This window comes from Psychrobacter sp. 1U1 (assembly GCF_051847535.1).
GTDB lineage: Bacteria > Pseudomonadota > Gammaproteobacteria > Pseudomonadales > Moraxellaceae > Psychrobacter > Psychrobacter saeujeotis.
The window spans coordinates 1-18,433 of the sequence record NZ_JBPYDD010000002.1 but is presented as its reverse complement, the minus strand read 5'-3'; the positions used below and the strand labels follow the sequence as shown (position 1 = coordinate 18,433).

Below are 18,433 nucleotides of genomic sequence, written 5' to 3'. Positions count from 1 at the left end.
CTAATCACCATCGCAAGTGATTGTTTTACTGCTAGGATTATATTTGGCACCATTGGTGTAAACTTTACCTGGTTCACCCCAATACGGTTCGTATTGACGAGTACGGAAATTAGAAAATACGGTAGCCATGTTGGCGCTACTATCAAAGTTTAGAACTTGTTGCGAGCCTTCGGTTCCAGAGGTAAATTGAAAAGAGAAAGTATCCAAAGGCTGGCCTCGGTATTTGACGGTATCTTTGAATATGACTTTATAAGTGATATCAAAGTTATCTGGAGTTGATACCACGATATCTTTGATTAAGTTTTGATATCCAGCAGGCCACTGGTTTTTTGGTTTGACGATGTATCTAACTTGCGACGCTCTAGGGTCGGTAGGCGCAACCTCTACTGTCTGTACAAAGCTGTCTGTAAACTGACTATAGTTATTTCTAATTTTCTGATAAACGGCATTGCTGTCACCCATGCATCCATCTTCCATCCAACCAAATAAATTATACATATCACTATTCGGCATCGTTCTTGATTGCGTACCTGAGTTTTGGTTTCCAGCTTGGCTTATCCCTTCTTGAATGCCATTTACGGTACCAGTTACAACAGAGTTTACAGTTTGACTTACTGCACTGCCAAGTGCTGAGGTTTCAGCGCAGCCACTTAAGAATAAAGTCGCGCCGATAGCCACGGTCAATGGGAGTTTTATGCTCATTTTTCAAATCCTTTTGGATGGTTTTAGATTGGTTTCGTTAACTATTATTAAGTGCTCACTACTAAAGACAATTCATAAAAAGAATTGTTTTTAGCGTTGGAGTTTCACTTGCTTTCTTACTCTGCTTTTAGCCTCTACAGGCTGATTTGTCATAACAATAATATGAAATTAGTAAACACAAGTTATCGTATTATTATTACGATCAAACCTAGCTTTTGAATCATATAAACTATCATCCATATAGTCTGATGTCTGACGTGTTTTGAAATGTTTCCAAACACTTTGCATATCTGCGTTTTTAGCAAACTTTAGAACGTATTCGCCACCTTCTGACTCAGGTCTAAATTTATAATGGTATTCTGCTATGGGCTGTTCGCGATATTTGACCCCATTTGCAAATTTAATATGATATTCAGTATACTCATTACTGGTCTGAATGCTCACATCCTTCATCAGTGGGCTATAGCCAGGGGCCCATTGAGACCGTGGAGCTATAGAAAACTCATAAATCTCATCATTTTTATTCGGTTCTGCAAGCGTCTTCATTTTCATTGTTTTGCTAATGAACTTATTATGATTTTCATTGATAGAACTATAAATGGGTCCGTCTCCGATACAGCCATCCTCCATCCAAGCAAACATTATGAACATATCACCCATAGGAAGGTCTTGACCATTTTTGCCTTTTAGCGATATGAGCTCGCTTTGTGGCGCGGCTGATGCTTGACCCATAGAAAGTACGAGTAGGGCAGTAAAGGCTACGCTTGGTAAGATTTTAGAAATCATCATAGAACGCTCTTTAATAAGGGGTTTAATATTATTTTGGTATGGATGTTGATGCCAAATAACCAAATAAGCTACTTAGCTTTCTTTTTACCTTTGCTCTGTTTTTCTTCTTCGATAAGCTGCTCATAACGAGCCAGCAAATGCGCCAAGCGCTCCTCGGTATTGGCAAAGCCTTGCGGGCGATACAGCTTGTCCACCGCGTCGTCGAGCGTGCTATGCGCTTGCTTTAAATCATAAGGCATCTTATCAGGGTCATATAACTCTGCTAACGTCATGCCAGCATTGCTGGCGCGGGCAAGTAGGACTTCTTCTGCTAGACTTTCAACATGCTTTTTCTGCTCGTCTGTGGCATCAGGGAAGGGGAAGGTGTTATAGACTACAGTACTAGAGTAGTTATACCGGCTTTCTAATCTACCTGTTACTAATCGCATCCAATCGTTGTGCATTAGGGAGTTAAGAATACCGAAATGGAAAAGTGTAGCACCAGGTATCATGTGATTACGATTAGTACTAATAACATCACTACTTAAAAAATCCATAGGGATATAAATTCTTCGCTCAGAGGTTACACTTGGAACTAAAATATAGTCACCATTTTTAGGTTGTGCAATTTGGCGGAATAGATGAGGGTATTTAGCGAAATCTCTTGTCGATTTTGCTTTGCTTTCTTCTCTACTCTTCTTTACACCGTCAAGTCTTTCTTTTATCAGTCTATAGTTATATAGCTCATTTAGGTCGGCATCTTCAAACCATAAACACCATCTTTGCTCACTATGGAGAAATTCTTTAGCTCCTACAACCTTTTTAATATATTGACTAGAGAATGGTTCGTTTCGTTCAAGTGCCTCCTTCTCATGATTTTCTAATAACAAGAACCCCCCGTCAGTAGGTTTGTTTCCAAATAACATTTTCGGTCTTTTTTGAACTGGGTCTCTTAATCCAATAACAGCAGTATTACTACCTGAGATTAAATAAGGGCTTATGTTATCTACTAATTCGCTATGCCAAACTTTATTAACAAGTTTGTATATAGCTTTATCTCGATGGTTTAATGCAGATAGTCCAATAATTACTACGTGAACGCCAGCATTATGCTTAGCATTATTGCGCCATGGAAAAGATTGGTATGCGAAATTAATATTTAATCCTAATTCGAAAATATCAGGGAATAACATGCCAACTTGTTCGCCTTGCGCAATCGAGTTGGTTGATACCAAGGCAAGCTCAGCATTAGAGTGAGCGATGTATTGCGAACCTTTCCAAAACCATGAGGAAACGTAATCCAGATACTTTAGTGTTTTTTTGCCAAAAACAATTTTCATGTCTTCAGCTTGTTCATCAGTTCTATTGGTTGTGCCCCCAAACGGCGGATTTCCAATAATATAAATCTCATCACTACCATTATTCGGACAGACGTCCTGCCAGTCGATACGCAAGCTATTGCCATAAACAATATGCCCACTGTCTTTAAGTGGCAGCATTGGCTGAGAGGCACCGAACTCTTGCTCGAATAGCACATTCATTTGGTGTTCAGCGAGCCAAAGTGACAAACGCGCTATTTGACTAGCAAAGTCGTCGTACTCGATACCGTATAAATTATCCAAGCTGACCACACTATCAAAGCCTAAACCTAACAGATTGTCTTTCGAGCCTAGTAAATCGCGTTGTGCCTTTAATACATCAATTTCTAGTTTGCGTAACTCTTTATAAGCAATGATCAAAAAGTTGCCTGATCCGCAAGCTGGGTCAAATACTTTGATTTGACTGATACGCTTAAGTAGGGCGTCTAAACGTTCGGCTTTATTATTCTTATGGCGATTGTCATGACTCAGCGCTATCACCGTGTCCAGCTCTGTACGTAGCTCATCTAAGAACAGCGGCTGAATGACCTTCATGATATTGCTAACACTGGTGTAATGCTGCCCTAAGCTGCCACGTTGCTCAGGGTCGATCACTGCTTGGAACATGGAGCCAAAAATATCTGGGTTAATCTCGGCCCAGCTCAAACGTGCGCACTCTAGCAAGATACGGCGGGTACGTGCATCAAACTCAGGAATGGCGAACTGATATTCAAATAAGCTGCCGTTCACATAGGGGAATGCACTTAGATGAGTGGGCTTGGCTTGACGCTCGGTGCTAGACTCAGGTAAGTCTAAAACCTCAAACAGCTCATACAAGACGCCATCGACGTCACTGCCATCTATATTGGTGGTTCTATCAATAACGTCATAGAATTGGTCTGCTTTAAAAATACCCGTATCTTCGGCATAAAAACAGAATAGCAGCCGCGTTAAAAATATATTGAGAGCATGTAAGTCATCAGCAGTATTAAACTCGTTGAGCTTACGGATATGGTCAAACAAGCGTCCCATCTTTTCAGAGGCTTGAACATCTGCGGGGTGCTCTGAGTACTCACGTGCACGCTCTAGGCCGGCAAGTGGCAATAAGAAATGATAGTTTTTATAAAGATCGGTAAAGTCGCAGTCAAGCGTCTCATCATATTTAGTATCGTTAATCAGTACGGTGTTGAAGTCCGTTACCATCACCATACGGATTTTGTGCTGGTTGATGATTGGGCTGTTCATGACATCTTTTAAGGCTTTAGCAAGGTCTTGACCCGCATCTACAGGCTTGAAGTAGATACGATGCTTATTGGCAACCTCGCCAGCCTCAGGATTGGCGGCGACGTTAAAACGACCGTCATTCTTTTTAAGTGAGGTTATCGTAGATTTTGAGACATCTAGCAGCGTTAGAAAATCGTATATAAAGTCGTCTTTTTTATTCTTATCAATGACTTTGATGGTTAATTTTTCTAAATCTTCAAAAAACTGAGTTTGGTTAAATGCCATGGTTGTCTCTGTAGATGAATTACGGGTGTAAATAAGCAGGCTAATGTGCAATTATAGCGCTATCTTATCGTATTTGAAGGCTTAAGTGTTCTGAAAAATAGGGGGTATATAGTATTTTATTGCTTATGTAGTCGATACGCTACAAGCTTATTAACAAGGGTTAATGATGATAGTTGGTACTAAGTTTCAGGGTGATTCTACTCGTATTGCAAAGATTCAGCATGATTGCTATGGAGAAGCATTGCGTGTCATATTTAATTTTTCTGTTCAAAAACATCGTGAAGCTGAAAGGGTAGTTGCTGTTCGCACTGAACTGAGCGACTTACGTGATGAACCTAGTAGTTTTAATGATCATAGGCCTCTGCAGTGGCTTCATGACCGTATGGCAGCCGCGTTCCGTATGGAGTATTGTCTTAATGCAGATTTATTCACTTATGTGATACCCGATCCTCATACACCCGCAGAAATTACTACTTTTTGGTTTGACTTTCTAAGAAGAGAGCTGGCGAAAGTATTTGCTAATCATTTAGAGCTACCTAGATTGATACTTACCGCTGCTGCCTATCCTAATCCTAATCCCAAGGGATCAGATGCAGAGGACGAGATTTATAGATTAACCAAGATTCTATATCCTGAATTAGAATAGATAAGTGTTTATCCATTAAAATCATATACTAACTTTTAGTTCATATTTATTAGTTTTATAAACTATTTTTTCATCTTTAGTCTAGGGCTAGCGTGTCTTCAATTGGATAAGCTATAAGTAATAGCTCTGCACACGACAAAAAAATCATCCCCACCCGATTTTCATAGGTTTAGGGGTTAAAAAGCTAACTAACCCCAGTTCGGGATAAGGGCTCAAAAAAAGATAAAAAAAGAAGTCCAAAATTGCTAAAGTAAGTTTACCAAGACCACTTAAGCAAAAAGGACTTCTTACATGGACAACCTAACCGAACTCTACTGCCATATTGACGACTTTTATCAGCAATTCAAACCTGAGTTTGACGCTCATTTAATCGCAACGGGACACCAAAGGTTAAGAGCATGCCAGATAAGTGTAGCAGAGATTATGACCATCTTGGTACTGTTTCATCAACTGCGGTATCGACAGTTTAAGGCGTTTTACTACCATCACATGCTTGGCATGATGAAACGGGCGTTTCCAAATCTGCCGAGCTACTCGCGATTGAGCTATGCTGAAAAAACCGTAGAGATAAACTTGGTAAACTAAGCGTATTAACAGGAGTTTATCATGACCAAGAAAGTAAGAACCTACAGTGACGAATTTAAAGCCGAGGCCGTCAAGAAGATATCAGACAATAATGGCAATATCTCAGCCACTGCAAAGCAGCTTGGCATTGCCATGCAAACGCTATCAAATTGGCATAACAAAGCCAATCAAGGCAAGCTTGTCGGCACAGAGCAATACGATCCTGATCTTATGAGTGCTCTTCAAGAAATAAAGCAGCTCAAGCGGCAGCTCAAAGTGGCTGAAGAGGAACGCGAAATACTAAAAAAGGCGACGGCGTACTTCGCGAGAAACAGTTAGTCAGGTACGCCTTTATCAAAGACAACCAGTTCCTCTTTCGCATCACCACTATGTGCCGTGTGTTAAGGGTTAAGCCATCAAGCTATTACGACTGGCTAAGTCGTGATCTCAGCGAGCAACAGATACATCGCAACCAGTCTGAATTACTGGTTAAAGCGGCTCACAATGAAACGAAAGAACGTTATGGCGCAGATCGACTGCATGCTCATCTAAGCGAGCAAGGCCATAACATTAGCCTGTATATGGTAAGAAGCATCAAAGAGCAACACGGCATTAAATGTCGTAGTCATAAGCGCTTTAAAGTCACCACCGACTCCAATCACAACAAGCTGGTCTATCCAAACGTGCTCGATCAGAAGTTTGACACCAGTCGCCCTAACCAAGCATGGGTAAGCGATATTACTTATATCTGGACACATGAGGGCTGGTTGTATTTAGCGGGAGTCAAAGACTTATATACCAAAGAGCTGGTCGGCTATGCGATCAACAAACGCATGACCGCAGATTTGGTCTGTCGCGCATTGAACATGGCCATCAGGAATAAACGTCCAAACAAAGGGCTAATCGTTCACTCTGACAGAGGCAGCCAGTATTGCAGCCATGCCTACCACAAGATCGTTAAGCAGCATCAGTTTACAGGTTCAATGAGCGCTAAAGGTAATTGCTTCGACAAACCCCCATATCAACAACATCACCTAAGAAAATTAGACTTCATAATCTAGCCTTATACACTATATGAATAATAGCATTCAGAGCCTTTCGACTTATCAAAATAAAATAGACCTATAGTAGGTCTACATATTATTAATATTTTGAACACTAGGATATTGAGGTGTATGCTACTTAGCAATCAATAATCCTACAGTAACTTCAAAACAATACTCATCTTTGTTAGTGATATTGACCGTACCTTTATGAGCATTAGCAATAGCCTGAACGATAGATAAACCCAAACCTGATCCTGAATGGTGCTGGCTAGTTTTATCATGACGATAAAAGCGCTCAAACAATCGATCTGCTTCGCTTTGGTTTAGAGGTTTTTCTAGAAGGTTAGTAAAAGTTATCTCTAGCCAAGATTGCTTCGCGGTTTGAGTGTTACTTTGATCGTCTTCAAGCATCTTATAATTATTAACGGAAGTATTTGGAGTGTTGACAGTGGCTGATATTGTGACGACGCTATTACTAGCGGCGTAGTAGATCGCGTTTGATAGCAGATTAGCAAATAGCCTTTGTAATAAACCTTCATCGCCTAATACTGCCTTAAAATCTCCTAATTTTACAAAAGTTATTTTACGATCCTCGGCAATCATTTCAAAGTAATCTAACAGCTTATTGATTAGGACCTCAGTATCTACAGTAGTCACTTGCGAATCACTCAGTCCTTTTTGGGTTTTTGCTAGCAGTAGCATGTTGTTAATCATCGCCGATAATTGCTCTAAGGTGTCATGTTGCTGATGTAATTGTTCGACATATTCCTCTTCCTCTCTAGGCTTATTTAACATGACTTGCGTTTGCGTAATCAGCGTCGCTATTGGCGTGCGTAGCTCATGCGCGATATTGTCTGAAAATCGCGACAACGACTCAAAATTGCTTTCAAGCTTAGCCATCATCGAGTTATAGGATTCTGCTAAAGGTCTTAGCTCTAATGGCATATCACTAACTATTACTCTTTCGCTCAATCTTTCAGGATGAATACCTTTCATCCTTTGCACGATAGTGGATAAAGGGGCAAAACCCCAATACACGCTTAAGGCTGCTATTGAAACCAACAGTAGTGTGATGGCAAATAGGATCAGACTAAGTTGACGGTTAAACTGTAATAAATACTGATGATGCACGTCAATGGGTAAGGCGATAAGGGCAAGCATGTCATCGTCTCCAATAACCATAGCTCGATAACGTCTGTCTTTAATATTTATTACAAACTGTCTGTCATCATGATTTTGCTGTAATGATAATAGGTTAAAGTCGGCACTTAATTCATTAGCAAAGTTTTTGGGAGTACTAGATAGCAATCGCCCCTCTTTATCAGCAATGATAGTTTTTAGATCGTAATCTAGCGCTGATGAATGCAGGTGATCATCATTTTCTGTGGCTATTGTAGGAAGTAGATTTGAAGAAGCTTTCGAGCTTAGCGGTTGTTGAGTGTTTGATGGACTTTGAGGCTTAGGTAGTGTCTGAGAGGCTATTTGGTTATCCGCCTCTGTTACGCGCTTACGTAGATTAAAGGCTGCGTGGGTAATGATTTCAGCATCCATTTGCTCAAAATGGCCTTTAACAGAGTGCTGTACCCAGATATAGATTATCAACTGCGATAAAACGACAAATATCGTCAATAAAAACACAGTTCGCCATAGTAAGGGTAAGCGTCGATTGTCCAATCTATTTATCATATTGGCTATCTTCCGTTTCGCTGGCAGCTTTATTACTAGCTGAAACGTCGACAGCATCTAATCGGTAGCCCATGGCACGCACAGTATGAATTAGCTTGGTATCAAACTCATCGTCTATTTTTATACGCAGACGTCTTATTGCCACATCAATCACATTAGTATCGTTATCAAAGTTCATATCCCATACTTGTGAAGCAATGATTGAGCGTGGTAATACTTCACCGCGGCGCTCTAATAGAAACTGTAATAGGGAGAACTCTTTTGCGGTTAGTTTAATGGGCGTGTCTCCTCTATGTACAGTGCGCTTGGCAATGTCCATTTTGAGATCCGCTATTTGCATGAGCGTACTTTTATAGTCGGCTTGATTGGCGCGTCGTAATAAGCTTTTTATCCTGACTATTAACTCTGCAAAGGCAAAAGGTTTGGTCAGATAATCATCACCGCCAATCTCAATCCCCTTGATTTTGTCATCTAAATCATCTTTTGCGGTTAGAAATAACACTGGCGTATGCTTGCCAGCCGCTCGGTAATTACGTACTAGCTCAAAACCGCTAACATCAGGCAGCATAACATCCATGAGTATCACGCTAAACTCTTCAGTCATCATAGCATGGTAGCCATCTAAACCTGTCAGCTGATGATCAACAATGAAGCCTGCTTCACTTAAGCCTTTTTTTACATATTCGCCGAGTTTTAATTCATCTTCTACTAGTAGTACTTTCATAGTAATCCTTCAATATAATTATGATTTTATAATACCCAAATCAATATAAATGACAAAACGGACTGGTATCTGACAAAGATGTCATGCGCTCGTCATCAAATGGTCAGTCTTCGTTTGTTAATCTATACCTATAGTACATAGCGGCTCATTCTTGATACGAGTAGCTACTATGAATTATTACTACAGGTAATTAGTTTCAATATTTAATAATTTATTAAGGATGTTATATGAAAAGCTATCGTTCATTCAAAAAAGTGGTGCTGCTATCCGCTTCGATGCTTATCGGTATATCAGCAGCTAATGCGCATACTACCAATCTAAGCACTTCAATTATCGATAATTGCGATAACTTAACTACGTTTGCCAGAAATCTAGATCACAATAACGCGCAGATGTCTGATGCTCAAATGAAAAGCTATGTTGATGCACGAGTCGCTTGCCAAGTTCAGCATCAAGATCAACATCTGCAGTCTGAAAAGTATTTTATAAAAAAATATGGTAGCGATCGTGATAGAAATGCTGATGCCATACTAAATGAATACGTGCAGCATTAAAATATAAAAGTAGCAAGATGACAATATTGTCATCTTGCTGTCATCTCTCTGTCAGAATCAATAAGTTATGCTTTAGACTGAATTAATATCCTAAAGCTTTATGTACCCTCAACTAAATCAATTAAGGATTAACCATGTCACTCTTTAAATCAAAGTCTTTACCTAAAGCAATCGTAGCCACTGCCGTCGCTCTAGTCGTTTCAACCTCAGCTCTAGCACATGATCCTAAAATGCACGCTGAAAAAGATCAGATGAACTGTGAAAAAATGGAAAAGCATATGCAAATGATGCAAAAAATGGATCATAGCAAAATGGATATGAACGATCCCGCTATGAAATCAATGATGGCTAACATGGGTAAAATGAAACAAATGTATCAAAAGCACTGCGTAACAGATAAAAGTGACTCTTAAACATTGATTTTATAAATCCTTTATTACTGCTAGATAGTTTCATCAATCAGTAATAAGGGTTTGTAGGAAATATTTGTAGACGCTAAGAGTAGGGTATTAAAGAAAATGGATTTTAGGATAAACCCATGAAGTTTTTACTAGGAGTACTTTTCACTGTCGTGGTCGCTATTGTTGGTGTCTTTACTGTGGTTATGAGTGGTGTCATTAATATTGGCGCTGATCAAGGACATAGTCCATTGGTTTATAATTTCTTGGAGACGGCTCGCACCCGTTCAATAGCCTACGCTAGCAAGGACATTATTGTTCCAGATTTAGAAAAAGTAGAGATGATTAGCTCAGGCGGTGCCGATTACAAAGATATGTGCGCAGGCTGCCATTTGTCTCCTGGGGTAGAGAGCACTGATTTTAGTGAGAGCCTATACCCTAAGCCACCTAATTTCACTAATGCGCAAGTAGTTGATCGTTATAAAACGGATGCAGGAGCTCAGCAAAGTTTTTGGGCGATTAAGCACGGTATTATGGCATCAGGCATGCCAGCATGGGGTGCTTCTCATGACGACGATAGAATGTGGGCAATGGTCGCTTTTATTAGATCACTACCTGAGTTAAATGAGAATCAGTATACCATGCTAACCACTAGACTGGATGATGACATGATGGATATGTCACTGAATAGCGACATGATGGATATGTCAGAAGGTGGAGCTGGAATGCAGCATTAATTCTTCCATATTCCTTTATAAAAGCGCAGTGCTAAATAGTGCTGCCTTTTGGGATTTAAACTTTGCCTATACTACACTTAGTTATAGGGTATAAATCTTTAGAAGGTTCAACAGATAAGCAGACGCTTAGGAGTAAGTTATGAGACGCTATATAAATATAATGGGCAATGGACATAAAAAGGTATCAGCTTCTGCTCTTTTACTAGTAGCAACGTCAACAGTAATGGCTTGTAGTCAGCCCGATACTAGTGTTTCAAATTCTACTCAAACTGAGCCAACGCTTGCCACCAAAAGTGCTCAAATAGAGCAACCACAACCGCAAATGATGTCTGTCAGTGCTAATTCAGGTACTGGGTCGACAATTCTACAAAACGTCTCGGCTACAGTTTACAAAGATGCTAATTGTGGCTGCTGCAAAGAATGGGTAGGCTATGCCGAAGGTCATGGTCTAAGCGCAACTGCGCAAGACGTTACAGATTTATCTTTATTTAAAGAGCGTTACGGTGTCCCGCAGCAAATGCGCTCTTGTCATACCACCGTCACTACTAATGGTTATGTTTTTGAAGGTCACGTTCCTGCCAAATACATGGCACAGTTTCTAGCCAATCCGCCAACTGATTCCATCGGTCTTGCGGTACCGAGTATGCCAGTTGGTAGTCCGGGCATGGAATATCAAGATAAATTTATGCCCTATAAAGTCATGCAATTGAACAAGGATGGCAGCACTCAAGTGTATGCGGCTATTGAGTCGCCAGCGCAGCAGATGTAGTTCTATTAATAAGTTATCAGATATATAAGTTCAACTCTCATTTCATGGATTAACTTAGGTCAATATTATGAATAAAAACAGATTTAACCGCAGGCGTTTTTTGACAGGGTCATCCACCTTGCTCGGCGCGTCGATGCTATCCACACTACCGACGATGGCTAATAGTGCTTTAACTAAAAGCCAAAATGTCGTAGTCAATAGTGATAGAGCCGATCACATTGTACCTATACTAACGGGTAATGAATTTGATCTTTATGTCAGTGAGAAGATGATAACGGTCAACGGCAAGTCAAGCATGGCAACGCTGATAAATGACTCACTGCCTGCGCCAACGCTTAAGATGCAAGAAGGCGATACGGTCACCATTCGAGTCCATAATCAGCTGAATGAGTCGACCTCTATTCACTGGCATGGCCTCTTAGTGCCGTTTGAGATGGATGGCGTACCGGGTATCAGCTTTGATGGTATTCCTGCGGGTAGCACCTTCACGTACAAATTTAAACTGACACAGTCAGGCACTTATTGGTATCACTCGCATACTGGCTTCCAAGAGCAGACCGGTATGCGCGGGGCTATTGTGATTGAACCTAAAGGGCGCGAACGCTATCCTATCGAGGAAGACCATGTCATTTTGCTCAGTGATTGGACGCACCGTGACCCGCACAACTTGGTTAAACTATTAAAGCAACGCGCAGACTTTGATAATTATCATTTACCAGATTTTAAAAAGCTACTGTCCGATATTGCCGCAACAGATCTAAAAGCTGCTTTTGATAAGCGCAAAATGTGGAATCAGATGCGGATGATGCCGACAGACTTTACTGATCTGTCTGGTGAAAAAACCTTTACCTATCTGATGAATGGTAAAACCACAGCGGCTAACTGGACGCAACTTGTCAAGGCTGGACAGCCTGTCAAACTACGTTTTATTAATGGTTCAGCGCAGACGATATTTGATGTACGCATCCCCGGCCTAAAAATGAAAGTCGTCGCGACGGATGGGATTGATGTCAGTCCCGTCGATATCGATGATTTCCGTATTGGGGTGGCCGAGACTTATGATGTCATCGTGACGCCCACTAAAGACGCGCATACCATATTTGCTCAAAACATAGATCGGTCAGGCTATGTTGCGACAACGCTTGCTACCAAAAAAGGTGCTCGTCCTGCGATACCTGCTATGGACAAAATCGAATGGCTGACGATGGCCGACATGATGGGCGCCATGGGATCGAATGGCTATAACGCTAAACATGCCAAAACAGAATATGACTTTAAGTCCGATATGCGCGTTGATAGTCCGCGTATGAACCTTGATGACCCTGGTATTAATCTACGTAACATTGATAGAAAGGTTTTGAATTATAGTCAGTTGCGCTCTGTCGGCGATGAGATAATGGCAGAGCAGCGCAAACCCACCAGAGAGATTGAAATACATCTGACGGGAAACATGGAGCGCTATATTTGGGCTCTAGACGGGGTTATGTTCAAAGATGCCGCACCGGTCAATATTAAGCCCAACGAGCGCGTACGTATTACCTTAGTCAATGACACCATGATGAATCATCCCATGCATTTGCATGGTATGTGGAGCGATCTGCGGATGCCTTCAGGTGAGTTTCAAGTACGTAAGCATACGATAATGGTACAGCCTGCACAAAAGATAAGCTTTGATGTCACCGGAGAAGCTGGCAGATGGGCATGGCATTGCCACTTGCTCTATCACATGGAAGCAGGGATGTTTAGAGAAGTTGCCGTTGTTTAATAAACCTTCGAATATGAGCCTTATTATGAAAATATATAAAGTAGGTCTACCGTTTATTGGCATGTCATCTTTGATGCTACTAATGTCACCTTTAGCAAACGCTGCTGAGATGTCGAACATGGATCATGGCAGTATGGACATGTCTGGTATGGATATGTCAGATATGGATCACAGCAGCATGGATATGTCGGGCAATATGTCAGATATGGACCATAGTGGCATGGATATGTCAGGCGATATGTCGGATATGGATCATAGTGGTATGGATATGTCAGGCGATATGTCGGATATGGATCACAGTGGTATGGATATGTCAGGTGACATGTCAGATATGGATCATAGTGGCATGGATATGTCGGGCGATATGTCAGGTATGGATCATAGTGGCATGGATATGTCGGGCATGGATCATGGCAGTATGGACATGTCAGGAATGCAAGGTGGCGAAGCACCAGCCGATGCTCGAAGCCCTGACTACTCGAACGGTGTTCCCTATGGTCGCTTTGGTAAGCCTGTGATGATGGGTAGCTTACCGTTATGGGGCGTATCAGTAGACGATTTGGGCTATCAATTTGACGATGATCAAATCAATTATGAGTTTGATACGTGGTACGGTACAGACAGCAACCGCGTAACGCTACGTAGCGAAGGTAGTATCCAAACTAAAGATGATAAAGAAATTGATAGCTTAACCTCACTATCTTACTGGAAGCCACTTAGTATTTTTTGGAATGGGGAAGCCGGTGTTGCTTATGATACCGAAAATGATAAATCTGCCGTGATGGCTGGTATTGCAGGCACTGCACCTTACTTCATCGAAACCGATGCTAGAGCTTATTTATATACTGATGGGCAAGTTCGTCTAGATCTAGGTGCGGAGTATGAGTGGCGCTTAGATCAACATTGGGTAGTGATTCCAGAAGTAGAGCTGACGGCATTTAGCAAAGATGATACAGATAACCATATTACTAAAGGCTTTAATGAGTTTGGGGCTGACGTTAGGCTTACTTACGAGATGTTAAGTCGTCAGCTCGCGCCTTATGTGGGTATCAGCTATGAGACCGCTTTAGGCAACGCAAGAGATTTGCGACGTCAAGAAGACGAAGCTGTTGATTCTAGTAGCGTTACAGCTGGTGTGAAATTTTGGTTCTAGTGTTAACCATGTAAGTAACAACAGTTTATAACACTAGCTCTAAAAAAAGGCTCCTCTTTATTTAGGTGCCTTTTTACTAAATTAAGGACAAGAATATGAATAACCATATGGATAATAAACAGAAGCAAATGAACCCTTATGTAAAGTTCACAATCATGATTTTAACATCGACAGTCGTGATGTTTATCATGATGTATTTTAATACTTATCAATGGGATCACGTTTATTTTAGCGAAACCAGAGCTTATATGGCGTTATATATGGGCGCTATGATGGCTATTATTATGCTCGCCTTTATGACCAATATGTATAAAAAGACTAAGGTCAATCTAATGGTTTATGGGATTAGTGTCGTGCTATTTGCCTTTGGTTTATGGGGCGTTAGATCACAACAAACGGTCGATCAAGTGGATTGGATGCAGGCGATGATACCGCATCACTCGATTGCTATTTTGACCAGTTCGCGTGCTGATATCGAAGATCCACGTGTACGTCAGCTTGCTGATGACATTATCGAAGCACAAAAGCGTGAAATCGGTGAGATGCAAGCACTTATTGATGAGTTGGAATAATATATTATGATACCAATAAGTAAGCTCTTCTTTAAAAACTATTTACTATATCGCGTCTTTTAATTCTAACTATACCTACTCCTTACTTCAAAAATAACCTGTAAAACTGAAGTTCTACGAAGAAATAGATTAAGGTCGAATAAGTATGAAGCAAGATAGAACGACTCGCTATCAGAAGGATAGTTTGACATTATCAGGAACAGTTATGCTAGGTACCGGTGTCATGATCGGTGCTGGTATTTTCGCTCTGACCGGTCAGATGGCTCAGATGACGGGTTCGCTTTTCCCACTTGCTTTTCTAGCCGCCGCAATCGTTGTTTCTTTTAGTGCCTATTCTTATATCAAAATCTCTAACGCTTACCCGTCGGCTGGCGGTGTTGCAATGTACCTGCATCAGGCATACGGAGATCGTTTACCGACTGGATTTAATGCCCTGCTGATGTATTTCTCCATGGTTATAGCGCAGAGCTTTTTGGCCCGGACGTTCGGGTCATACACTATGCAGTTATTCGGTGGCGATGACAGCGGTCGCATGGTATCCATCCTTGGCGCCGCGCTTATTCTTGCTGCGTTCTTTATCAATTTACTTGGTAATCGTTGGATTCAGGGGGTTGCATCGGTTATCGGTATTATAAAAATTGTCGGTATTCTTATATTCGGGTTGGTTGGTATCTGGCTAGCTGATAGCTTTGCAGTTGATTCTTCTACATTAGGTGACACTAATACTGTTGGTGACTTTCTTGGCGCAACGGCGCTAGGCATACTGGCATTTAAAGGCTTTACCACGATTACCAACAGTGGCTCGGAAGTAAAAAATCCTCATCGCAACGTCGGCCGTGCCATTGTAATATCAATCGCAATATGCGTAGTTATTTACACTCTAGTCGGTTTCGCGGTGTCTAGTAATCTATCTCTTGCCGAAATCATCGAAACTAAAGATTACTCCTTGGCTGCCGCCGCACGCCCAGCACTTGGCGACTATGGTCTATGGTTCACAGTTGCAATCGCAATGGTAGCTACCGCTGGCGGCCTCCTTGCTAGCATCTTCGCAGTCTCTCGTATGCTTGCTATGTTGACTGAGATGAAGCTGGTGCCTCATCGTCATTTGGGAATGCCGGGAAGCGTTCAAAAACATACGTTGGTCTATACTGTGGTGTTGGGTTTAGCTTTTACGACGTTATTTGACTTATCACGAATTGCAGCGCTTGGCATTGTTTTCTATCTAATTATGGATATCGCCATTCATTGGGGTGTTTTGCGATACCTTCGTCAGGATATAAAGGCGGTGATGTGGGTGCCTATAGTGGCCATACTTCTTGACCTGTTGGTTCTCGGCGGTTTTGTCTGGATTAAACTAAACTCAGATCCATTCGTACTTGGCGTAGCAGTCGTCACTATTGTAGTGATTGCTGTGGCTGAGCAGGTTTACCTGAAATCTTCAGCGAGGAAAAAAGCTATCGAAAAAGATACGCTTGCAGACCATCATTGACAGTAACATCAAAGAGTTTACAGAAAATTGTTTGGTTAAAAATTGCATAGATTTAAGCGTCTGCTTACTATCTTCAAGAATTGATTTCATGCAATACGATATTCATAAAGACAACAGGGAAAGTAAGCTATGAATGAGTCATTTAATCACGCTGGAACTTGGGGTCTCGCACTAATTGTTATTGTTCTGATTTCTTGGTTCTTTTACCGTTATTTCGCACCAAAGAACTGGCGTGAATGGGCGGGTGCTGGTGTAGTTCAGGCTTTCATTATTGCACTTTACGCAGAAATGTATGGCTTTCCGCTCACTATATATTTATTAGTACGGTTTTTTGGTTTGGACAGCCAATATGTCAGCGCTAGCTTATGGTCGACCCTTGTTGGTTTAGGTGAGACAGGCATGATGATCTCAATGCTACTCGGCTATGCTATTGCATTTTTAGGAGTCGGTCTTTTTGCTCAAGGTTGGCGCCAAGTCCACAAAGCACGAGGGGAAAATCGTTTAGTAACTGATGGACTCTATGCCTACGTACGTCATCCTCAGTACACCGGGTTGTTTATTGCACTGTTCGGTGAGGGTGTGGTGCATTGGCCAACTCTGTTTTCAATCAGTCTGTTTCCAGTGATTGTGCTTGTATACACATGGTTAGCTCGACGTGAGGAACGGCATATGTTTGAAGAGTTTGGTAAAGACTACCTTGCTTACAAACAGCAAGTGCCAATGTTTATTCCTCAATGGGGTCAATGGCATCAACTTGCCGCCGCCGCACGAGTTAAAAAGTAATATCAATACAGGATAAAGCTTTAATTCATACAAATCCTTAGAGTTAGCATGGTTAGATACGATTGGTTATCTTGAGCTTGAACCACATCATACAATAGTGAGGATTACTAAGATGGTCAAATCAAACTTAACAACAAGTACTTTAAGGATTGCCCCTGTTGGCAACAGTGTATCGTTGTTTCTACTCATTAGTTACCTGTTATGCATAGGCTTTGGCTTACTTGCACCCGAACAGATAAGTATGCATGAAGCTTGGGCGCCTCTGCTACCTGGCTTTGAGTGGTTGACGTGGACAGGTTTTCTAATTGGGTTTGTCGAATCGTATCTTTACGGTTGGTATTTCGCAATCTTATTCGTGCCATTATACCGTTGGTTCGCAAAATAGGTCGAAGGTATTAGTGTATTAATAGTCAGCAAACCTTTTCAATTTGAGTAAATCGATTGCGCTAGTATTTATTAGTAGAATCAAGTGGATTGGATGCAGGCGATGATACCGCATCACTCGATTGCTATTTTGACCAGTTCGCGTGCTGATATCGAAGATCCACGTGTACGCCAGCTTGCTGATGACATTATCGAAGCACAAAAGCGTGAAATCGGTGAGATGCAAGCGCTTATTGATGAGTTGGAATAGGCAGTCACAAATTTTGAGCACTTTGTATTAGGTGTTATTAAGTAAGCAGACTATTGAGAGGTGTACGTTCACACACTAGCACTATATCATTACTTATACTAAGGAAATAACAAATAAGGAGTCCTTGTAATGGTTATTATGATGCACGGTATGATGAACGGGACTATGCACGGCATGATGAATGGATCGATGCACGGTATGGGTTGGGGAGAATCTATTGTCTCCTTATTGTTTACAGTACTGGTTTTTGCGGTACTGATATTGACTATTATGGCCTTACTCAAATATTTGCGTAATAAAGATTAAGTTCCAATTGAAACTTAATTTTCGAGATATCTAGATTAGTAATTAGATGAATAGCAATTAAAGGTTGATGATTGTGCTTTAAAAGCTTTATTTATTGTCTTCAAGGAGTGGTTTTATGAAACATATTGCCGATGAAAAATCTATCAAAGGTGGTCAGTACGATAAAGTACCGGAAAATTATAGCGGTACGGTCTATATTTGTCCTATGCATCCAGAAGTAAGAGATGTTGAAAAAAGTGACTGCCCAATATGTGGCATGTTTCTTAAACC

At 41.1% G+C, this 18,433-nt stretch carries 19 protein-coding genes and 2 pseudogenes; 16 read left to right on the top strand and 5 right to left on the bottom strand.

The window, feature by feature from the left end; translation table 11 throughout:
- The 3 genes from ACS8FB_RS02445 to ACS8FB_RS02435 form a co-directional block, all read right to left on the bottom strand.
- Nucleotides 1–702, bottom strand: coding sequence for a hypothetical protein (locus tag ACS8FB_RS02445; protein WP_439260845.1), 702 nt, complete (start codon nucleotides 700–702; stop codon nucleotides 1–3).
- A gap of 168 nt (nucleotides 703–870) precedes the next feature.
- Nucleotides 871–1,491 (bottom strand): hypothetical protein, encoded by a 621-nt coding sequence (locus ACS8FB_RS02440; protein WP_439260844.1) that lies wholly within the window; start codon nucleotides 1,489–1,491, stop codon nucleotides 871–873.
- Nucleotides 1,492–1,559: 68 nt separating this feature from the next.
- Nucleotides 1,560–4,337 (bottom strand): class I SAM-dependent DNA methyltransferase, encoded by a 2,778-nt coding sequence (locus ACS8FB_RS02435; RefSeq protein WP_439260843.1) that lies wholly within the window; start codon nucleotides 4,335–4,337, stop codon nucleotides 1,560–1,562.
- Between the two features lie 166 nt (nucleotides 4,338–4,503).
- On the opposite strand from ACS8FB_RS02435, the gene ACS8FB_RS02430 reads away from it, so the two are divergent.
- The 3 genes and pseudogenes from ACS8FB_RS02430 to ACS8FB_RS02420 form a co-directional block, all read left to right on the top strand.
- Entirely contained in the window at nucleotides 4,504–4,983 is a 480-nt protein-coding gene (locus ACS8FB_RS02430) for a hypothetical protein (RefSeq protein WP_201508718.1), read from the top strand.
- A gap of 291 nt (nucleotides 4,984–5,274) precedes the next feature.
- Nucleotides 5,275–5,523 (top strand): annotated as a pseudogene (locus ACS8FB_RS02425) (IS982 family transposase); the annotation flags it as partial.
- Nucleotides 5,524–5,589: 66 nt separating this feature from the next.
- Nucleotides 5,590–6,572 (top strand): annotated as a pseudogene (locus ACS8FB_RS02420) (IS3 family transposase); the annotation flags it as partial.
- A 153-nt stretch (nucleotides 6,573–6,725) separates the two neighbouring features.
- Here ACS8FB_RS02420 and ACS8FB_RS02415 read toward each other — a convergent pair.
- A complete protein-coding gene (locus ACS8FB_RS02415) occupies nucleotides 6,726–8,279 on the bottom strand; it encodes an ATP-binding protein (RefSeq protein ID WP_198336792.1) in 1,554 nt (517 codons plus the stop codon).
- Nucleotides 8,269–9,003, bottom strand: a complete 735-nt coding sequence (locus tag ACS8FB_RS02410) for a heavy metal response regulator transcription factor (protein ID WP_198334105.1) — start codon at nucleotides 9,001–9,003, stop codon at nucleotides 8,269–8,271. The genes ACS8FB_RS02415 and ACS8FB_RS02410 overlap by 11 nt, the downstream gene beginning before the upstream one ends.
- Nucleotides 9,004–9,230: 227 nt before the next feature.
- Here ACS8FB_RS02410 and ACS8FB_RS02405 point away from each other — a divergent pair, with 227 nt between their 5' ends.
- The 13 genes from ACS8FB_RS02405 to ACS8FB_RS02345 form a co-directional block, all read left to right on the top strand.
- Entirely contained in the window at nucleotides 9,231–9,557 is a 327-nt protein-coding gene (locus ACS8FB_RS02405) for a hypothetical protein (RefSeq protein WP_093068413.1), read from the top strand.
- Between the two features lie 134 nt (nucleotides 9,558–9,691).
- Entirely contained in the window at nucleotides 9,692–9,970 is a 279-nt protein-coding gene (locus ACS8FB_RS02400) for a hypothetical protein (RefSeq protein ID WP_193006275.1), read from the top strand.
- Between the two features lie 125 nt (nucleotides 9,971–10,095).
- Nucleotides 10,096–10,692 (top strand): c-type cytochrome, encoded by a 597-nt coding sequence (locus ACS8FB_RS02395; RefSeq protein WP_025645677.1) that lies wholly within the window; start codon nucleotides 10,096–10,098, stop codon nucleotides 10,690–10,692.
- Between the two features lie 139 nt (nucleotides 10,693–10,831).
- Nucleotides 10,832–11,461, top strand: a complete 630-nt coding sequence (locus ACS8FB_RS02390) for a DUF411 domain-containing protein (RefSeq protein WP_025645678.1) — start codon at nucleotides 10,832–10,834, stop codon at nucleotides 11,459–11,461.
- A gap of 67 nt (nucleotides 11,462–11,528) precedes the next feature.
- Nucleotides 11,529–13,226 (top strand): copper resistance system multicopper oxidase, encoded by a 1,698-nt coding sequence (locus tag ACS8FB_RS02385; RefSeq protein WP_439260842.1) that lies wholly within the window; start codon nucleotides 11,529–11,531, stop codon nucleotides 13,224–13,226.
- A gap of 25 nt (nucleotides 13,227–13,251) precedes the next feature.
- Nucleotides 13,252–14,379 carry a copper resistance protein B gene (locus ACS8FB_RS02380; RefSeq protein ID WP_058025616.1) on the top strand — a complete coding sequence of 376 codons (1,128 nt, stop codon included), beginning with the start codon at nucleotides 13,252–13,254 and terminating at the stop codon, nucleotides 14,377–14,379.
- Between the two features lie 95 nt (nucleotides 14,380–14,474).
- Nucleotides 14,475–14,951 carry a DUF305 domain-containing protein gene (locus ACS8FB_RS02375; protein ID WP_037059145.1) on the top strand — a complete coding sequence of 159 codons (477 nt, stop codon included), beginning with the start codon at nucleotides 14,475–14,477 and terminating at the stop codon, nucleotides 14,949–14,951.
- A 145-nt stretch (nucleotides 14,952–15,096) separates the two neighbouring features.
- The gene (locus tag ACS8FB_RS02370) at nucleotides 15,097–16,440 is read left to right on the top strand and encodes an APC family permease (RefSeq protein WP_220455939.1); all 1,344 of its coding nucleotides are present in this window, start codon (nucleotides 15,097–15,099) and stop codon (nucleotides 16,438–16,440) included.
- Between the two features lie 129 nt (nucleotides 16,441–16,569).
- Entirely contained in the window at nucleotides 16,570–17,223 is a 654-nt protein-coding gene (locus ACS8FB_RS02365; protein ID WP_404693711.1) for a methyltransferase family protein, read from the top strand.
- Between the two features lie 112 nt (nucleotides 17,224–17,335).
- On the top strand, nucleotides 17,336–17,608 hold the full coding sequence (locus ACS8FB_RS02360) for a DUF5676 family membrane protein (protein ID WP_439260841.1): 273 nt from the start codon (nucleotides 17,336–17,338) through the stop codon (nucleotides 17,606–17,608).
- Between the two features lie 93 nt (nucleotides 17,609–17,701).
- A complete protein-coding gene (locus ACS8FB_RS02355; RefSeq protein ID WP_320157930.1) occupies nucleotides 17,702–17,857 on the top strand; it encodes a DUF305 domain-containing protein in 156 nt (51 codons plus the stop codon).
- Between the two features lie 129 nt (nucleotides 17,858–17,986).
- Nucleotides 17,987–18,163, top strand: a complete 177-nt coding sequence (locus ACS8FB_RS02350) for a hypothetical protein (protein ID WP_157769651.1) — start codon at nucleotides 17,987–17,989, stop codon at nucleotides 18,161–18,163.
- A 115-nt stretch (nucleotides 18,164–18,278) separates the two neighbouring features.
- Nucleotides 18,279–18,433 (top strand): heavy metal-binding domain-containing protein (locus tag ACS8FB_RS02345; protein ID WP_439261284.1); only part of this gene is annotated, 155 nt, incomplete at its 3' end.

Excerpts from the sequence above, each read along its gene's own strand:
- ACS8FB_RS02445 (WP_439260845.1), bottom strand. The coding sequence starts at position 702 with ATGAGCATAAAACTCCCATTGACCGTGGCTATCGGCGCGACTTTATTC.
- ACS8FB_RS02440 (WP_439260844.1), bottom strand. The coding sequence starts at position 1,491 with ATGATGATTTCTAAAATCTTACCAAGCGTAGCCTTTACTGCCCTACTC.
- ACS8FB_RS02435 (WP_439260843.1), bottom strand. The coding sequence starts at position 4,337 with ATGGCATTTAACCAAACTCAGTTTTTTGAAGATTTAGAAAAATTAACC.
- ACS8FB_RS02430 (WP_201508718.1), top strand. The coding sequence starts at position 4,504 with ATGATAGTTGGTACTAAGTTTCAGGGTGATTCTACTCGTATTGCAAAG.
- ACS8FB_RS02415 (WP_198336792.1), bottom strand. The coding sequence starts at position 8,279 with ATGATAAATAGATTGGACAATCGACGCTTACCCTTACTATGGCGAACT.
- ACS8FB_RS02410 (WP_198334105.1), bottom strand. The coding sequence starts at position 9,003 with ATGAAAGTACTACTAGTAGAAGATGAATTAAAACTCGGCGAATATGTA.
- ACS8FB_RS02405 (WP_093068413.1), top strand. The coding sequence starts at position 9,231 with ATGAAAAGCTATCGTTCATTCAAAAAAGTGGTGCTGCTATCCGCTTCG.
- ACS8FB_RS02400 (WP_193006275.1), top strand. The coding sequence starts at position 9,692 with ATGTCACTCTTTAAATCAAAGTCTTTACCTAAAGCAATCGTAGCCACT.
- ACS8FB_RS02395 (WP_025645677.1), top strand. The coding sequence starts at position 10,096 with ATGAAGTTTTTACTAGGAGTACTTTTCACTGTCGTGGTCGCTATTGTT.
- ACS8FB_RS02390 (WP_025645678.1), top strand. The coding sequence starts at position 10,832 with ATGAGACGCTATATAAATATAATGGGCAATGGACATAAAAAGGTATCA.
- ACS8FB_RS02385 (WP_439260842.1), top strand. The coding sequence starts at position 11,529 with ATGAATAAAAACAGATTTAACCGCAGGCGTTTTTTGACAGGGTCATCC.
- ACS8FB_RS02380 (WP_058025616.1), top strand. The coding sequence starts at position 13,252 with ATGAAAATATATAAAGTAGGTCTACCGTTTATTGGCATGTCATCTTTG.
- ACS8FB_RS02375 (WP_037059145.1), top strand. The coding sequence starts at position 14,475 with ATGAATAACCATATGGATAATAAACAGAAGCAAATGAACCCTTATGTA.
- ACS8FB_RS02370 (WP_220455939.1), top strand. The coding sequence starts at position 15,097 with ATGAAGCAAGATAGAACGACTCGCTATCAGAAGGATAGTTTGACATTA.
- ACS8FB_RS02365 (WP_404693711.1), top strand. The coding sequence starts at position 16,570 with ATGAATGAGTCATTTAATCACGCTGGAACTTGGGGTCTCGCACTAATT.
- ACS8FB_RS02360 (WP_439260841.1), top strand. The coding sequence starts at position 17,336 with ATGGTCAAATCAAACTTAACAACAAGTACTTTAAGGATTGCCCCTGTT.
- ACS8FB_RS02355 (WP_320157930.1), top strand. The coding sequence starts at position 17,702 with ATGCAGGCGATGATACCGCATCACTCGATTGCTATTTTGACCAGTTCG.
- ACS8FB_RS02350 (WP_157769651.1), top strand. The coding sequence starts at position 17,987 with ATGGTTATTATGATGCACGGTATGATGAACGGGACTATGCACGGCATG.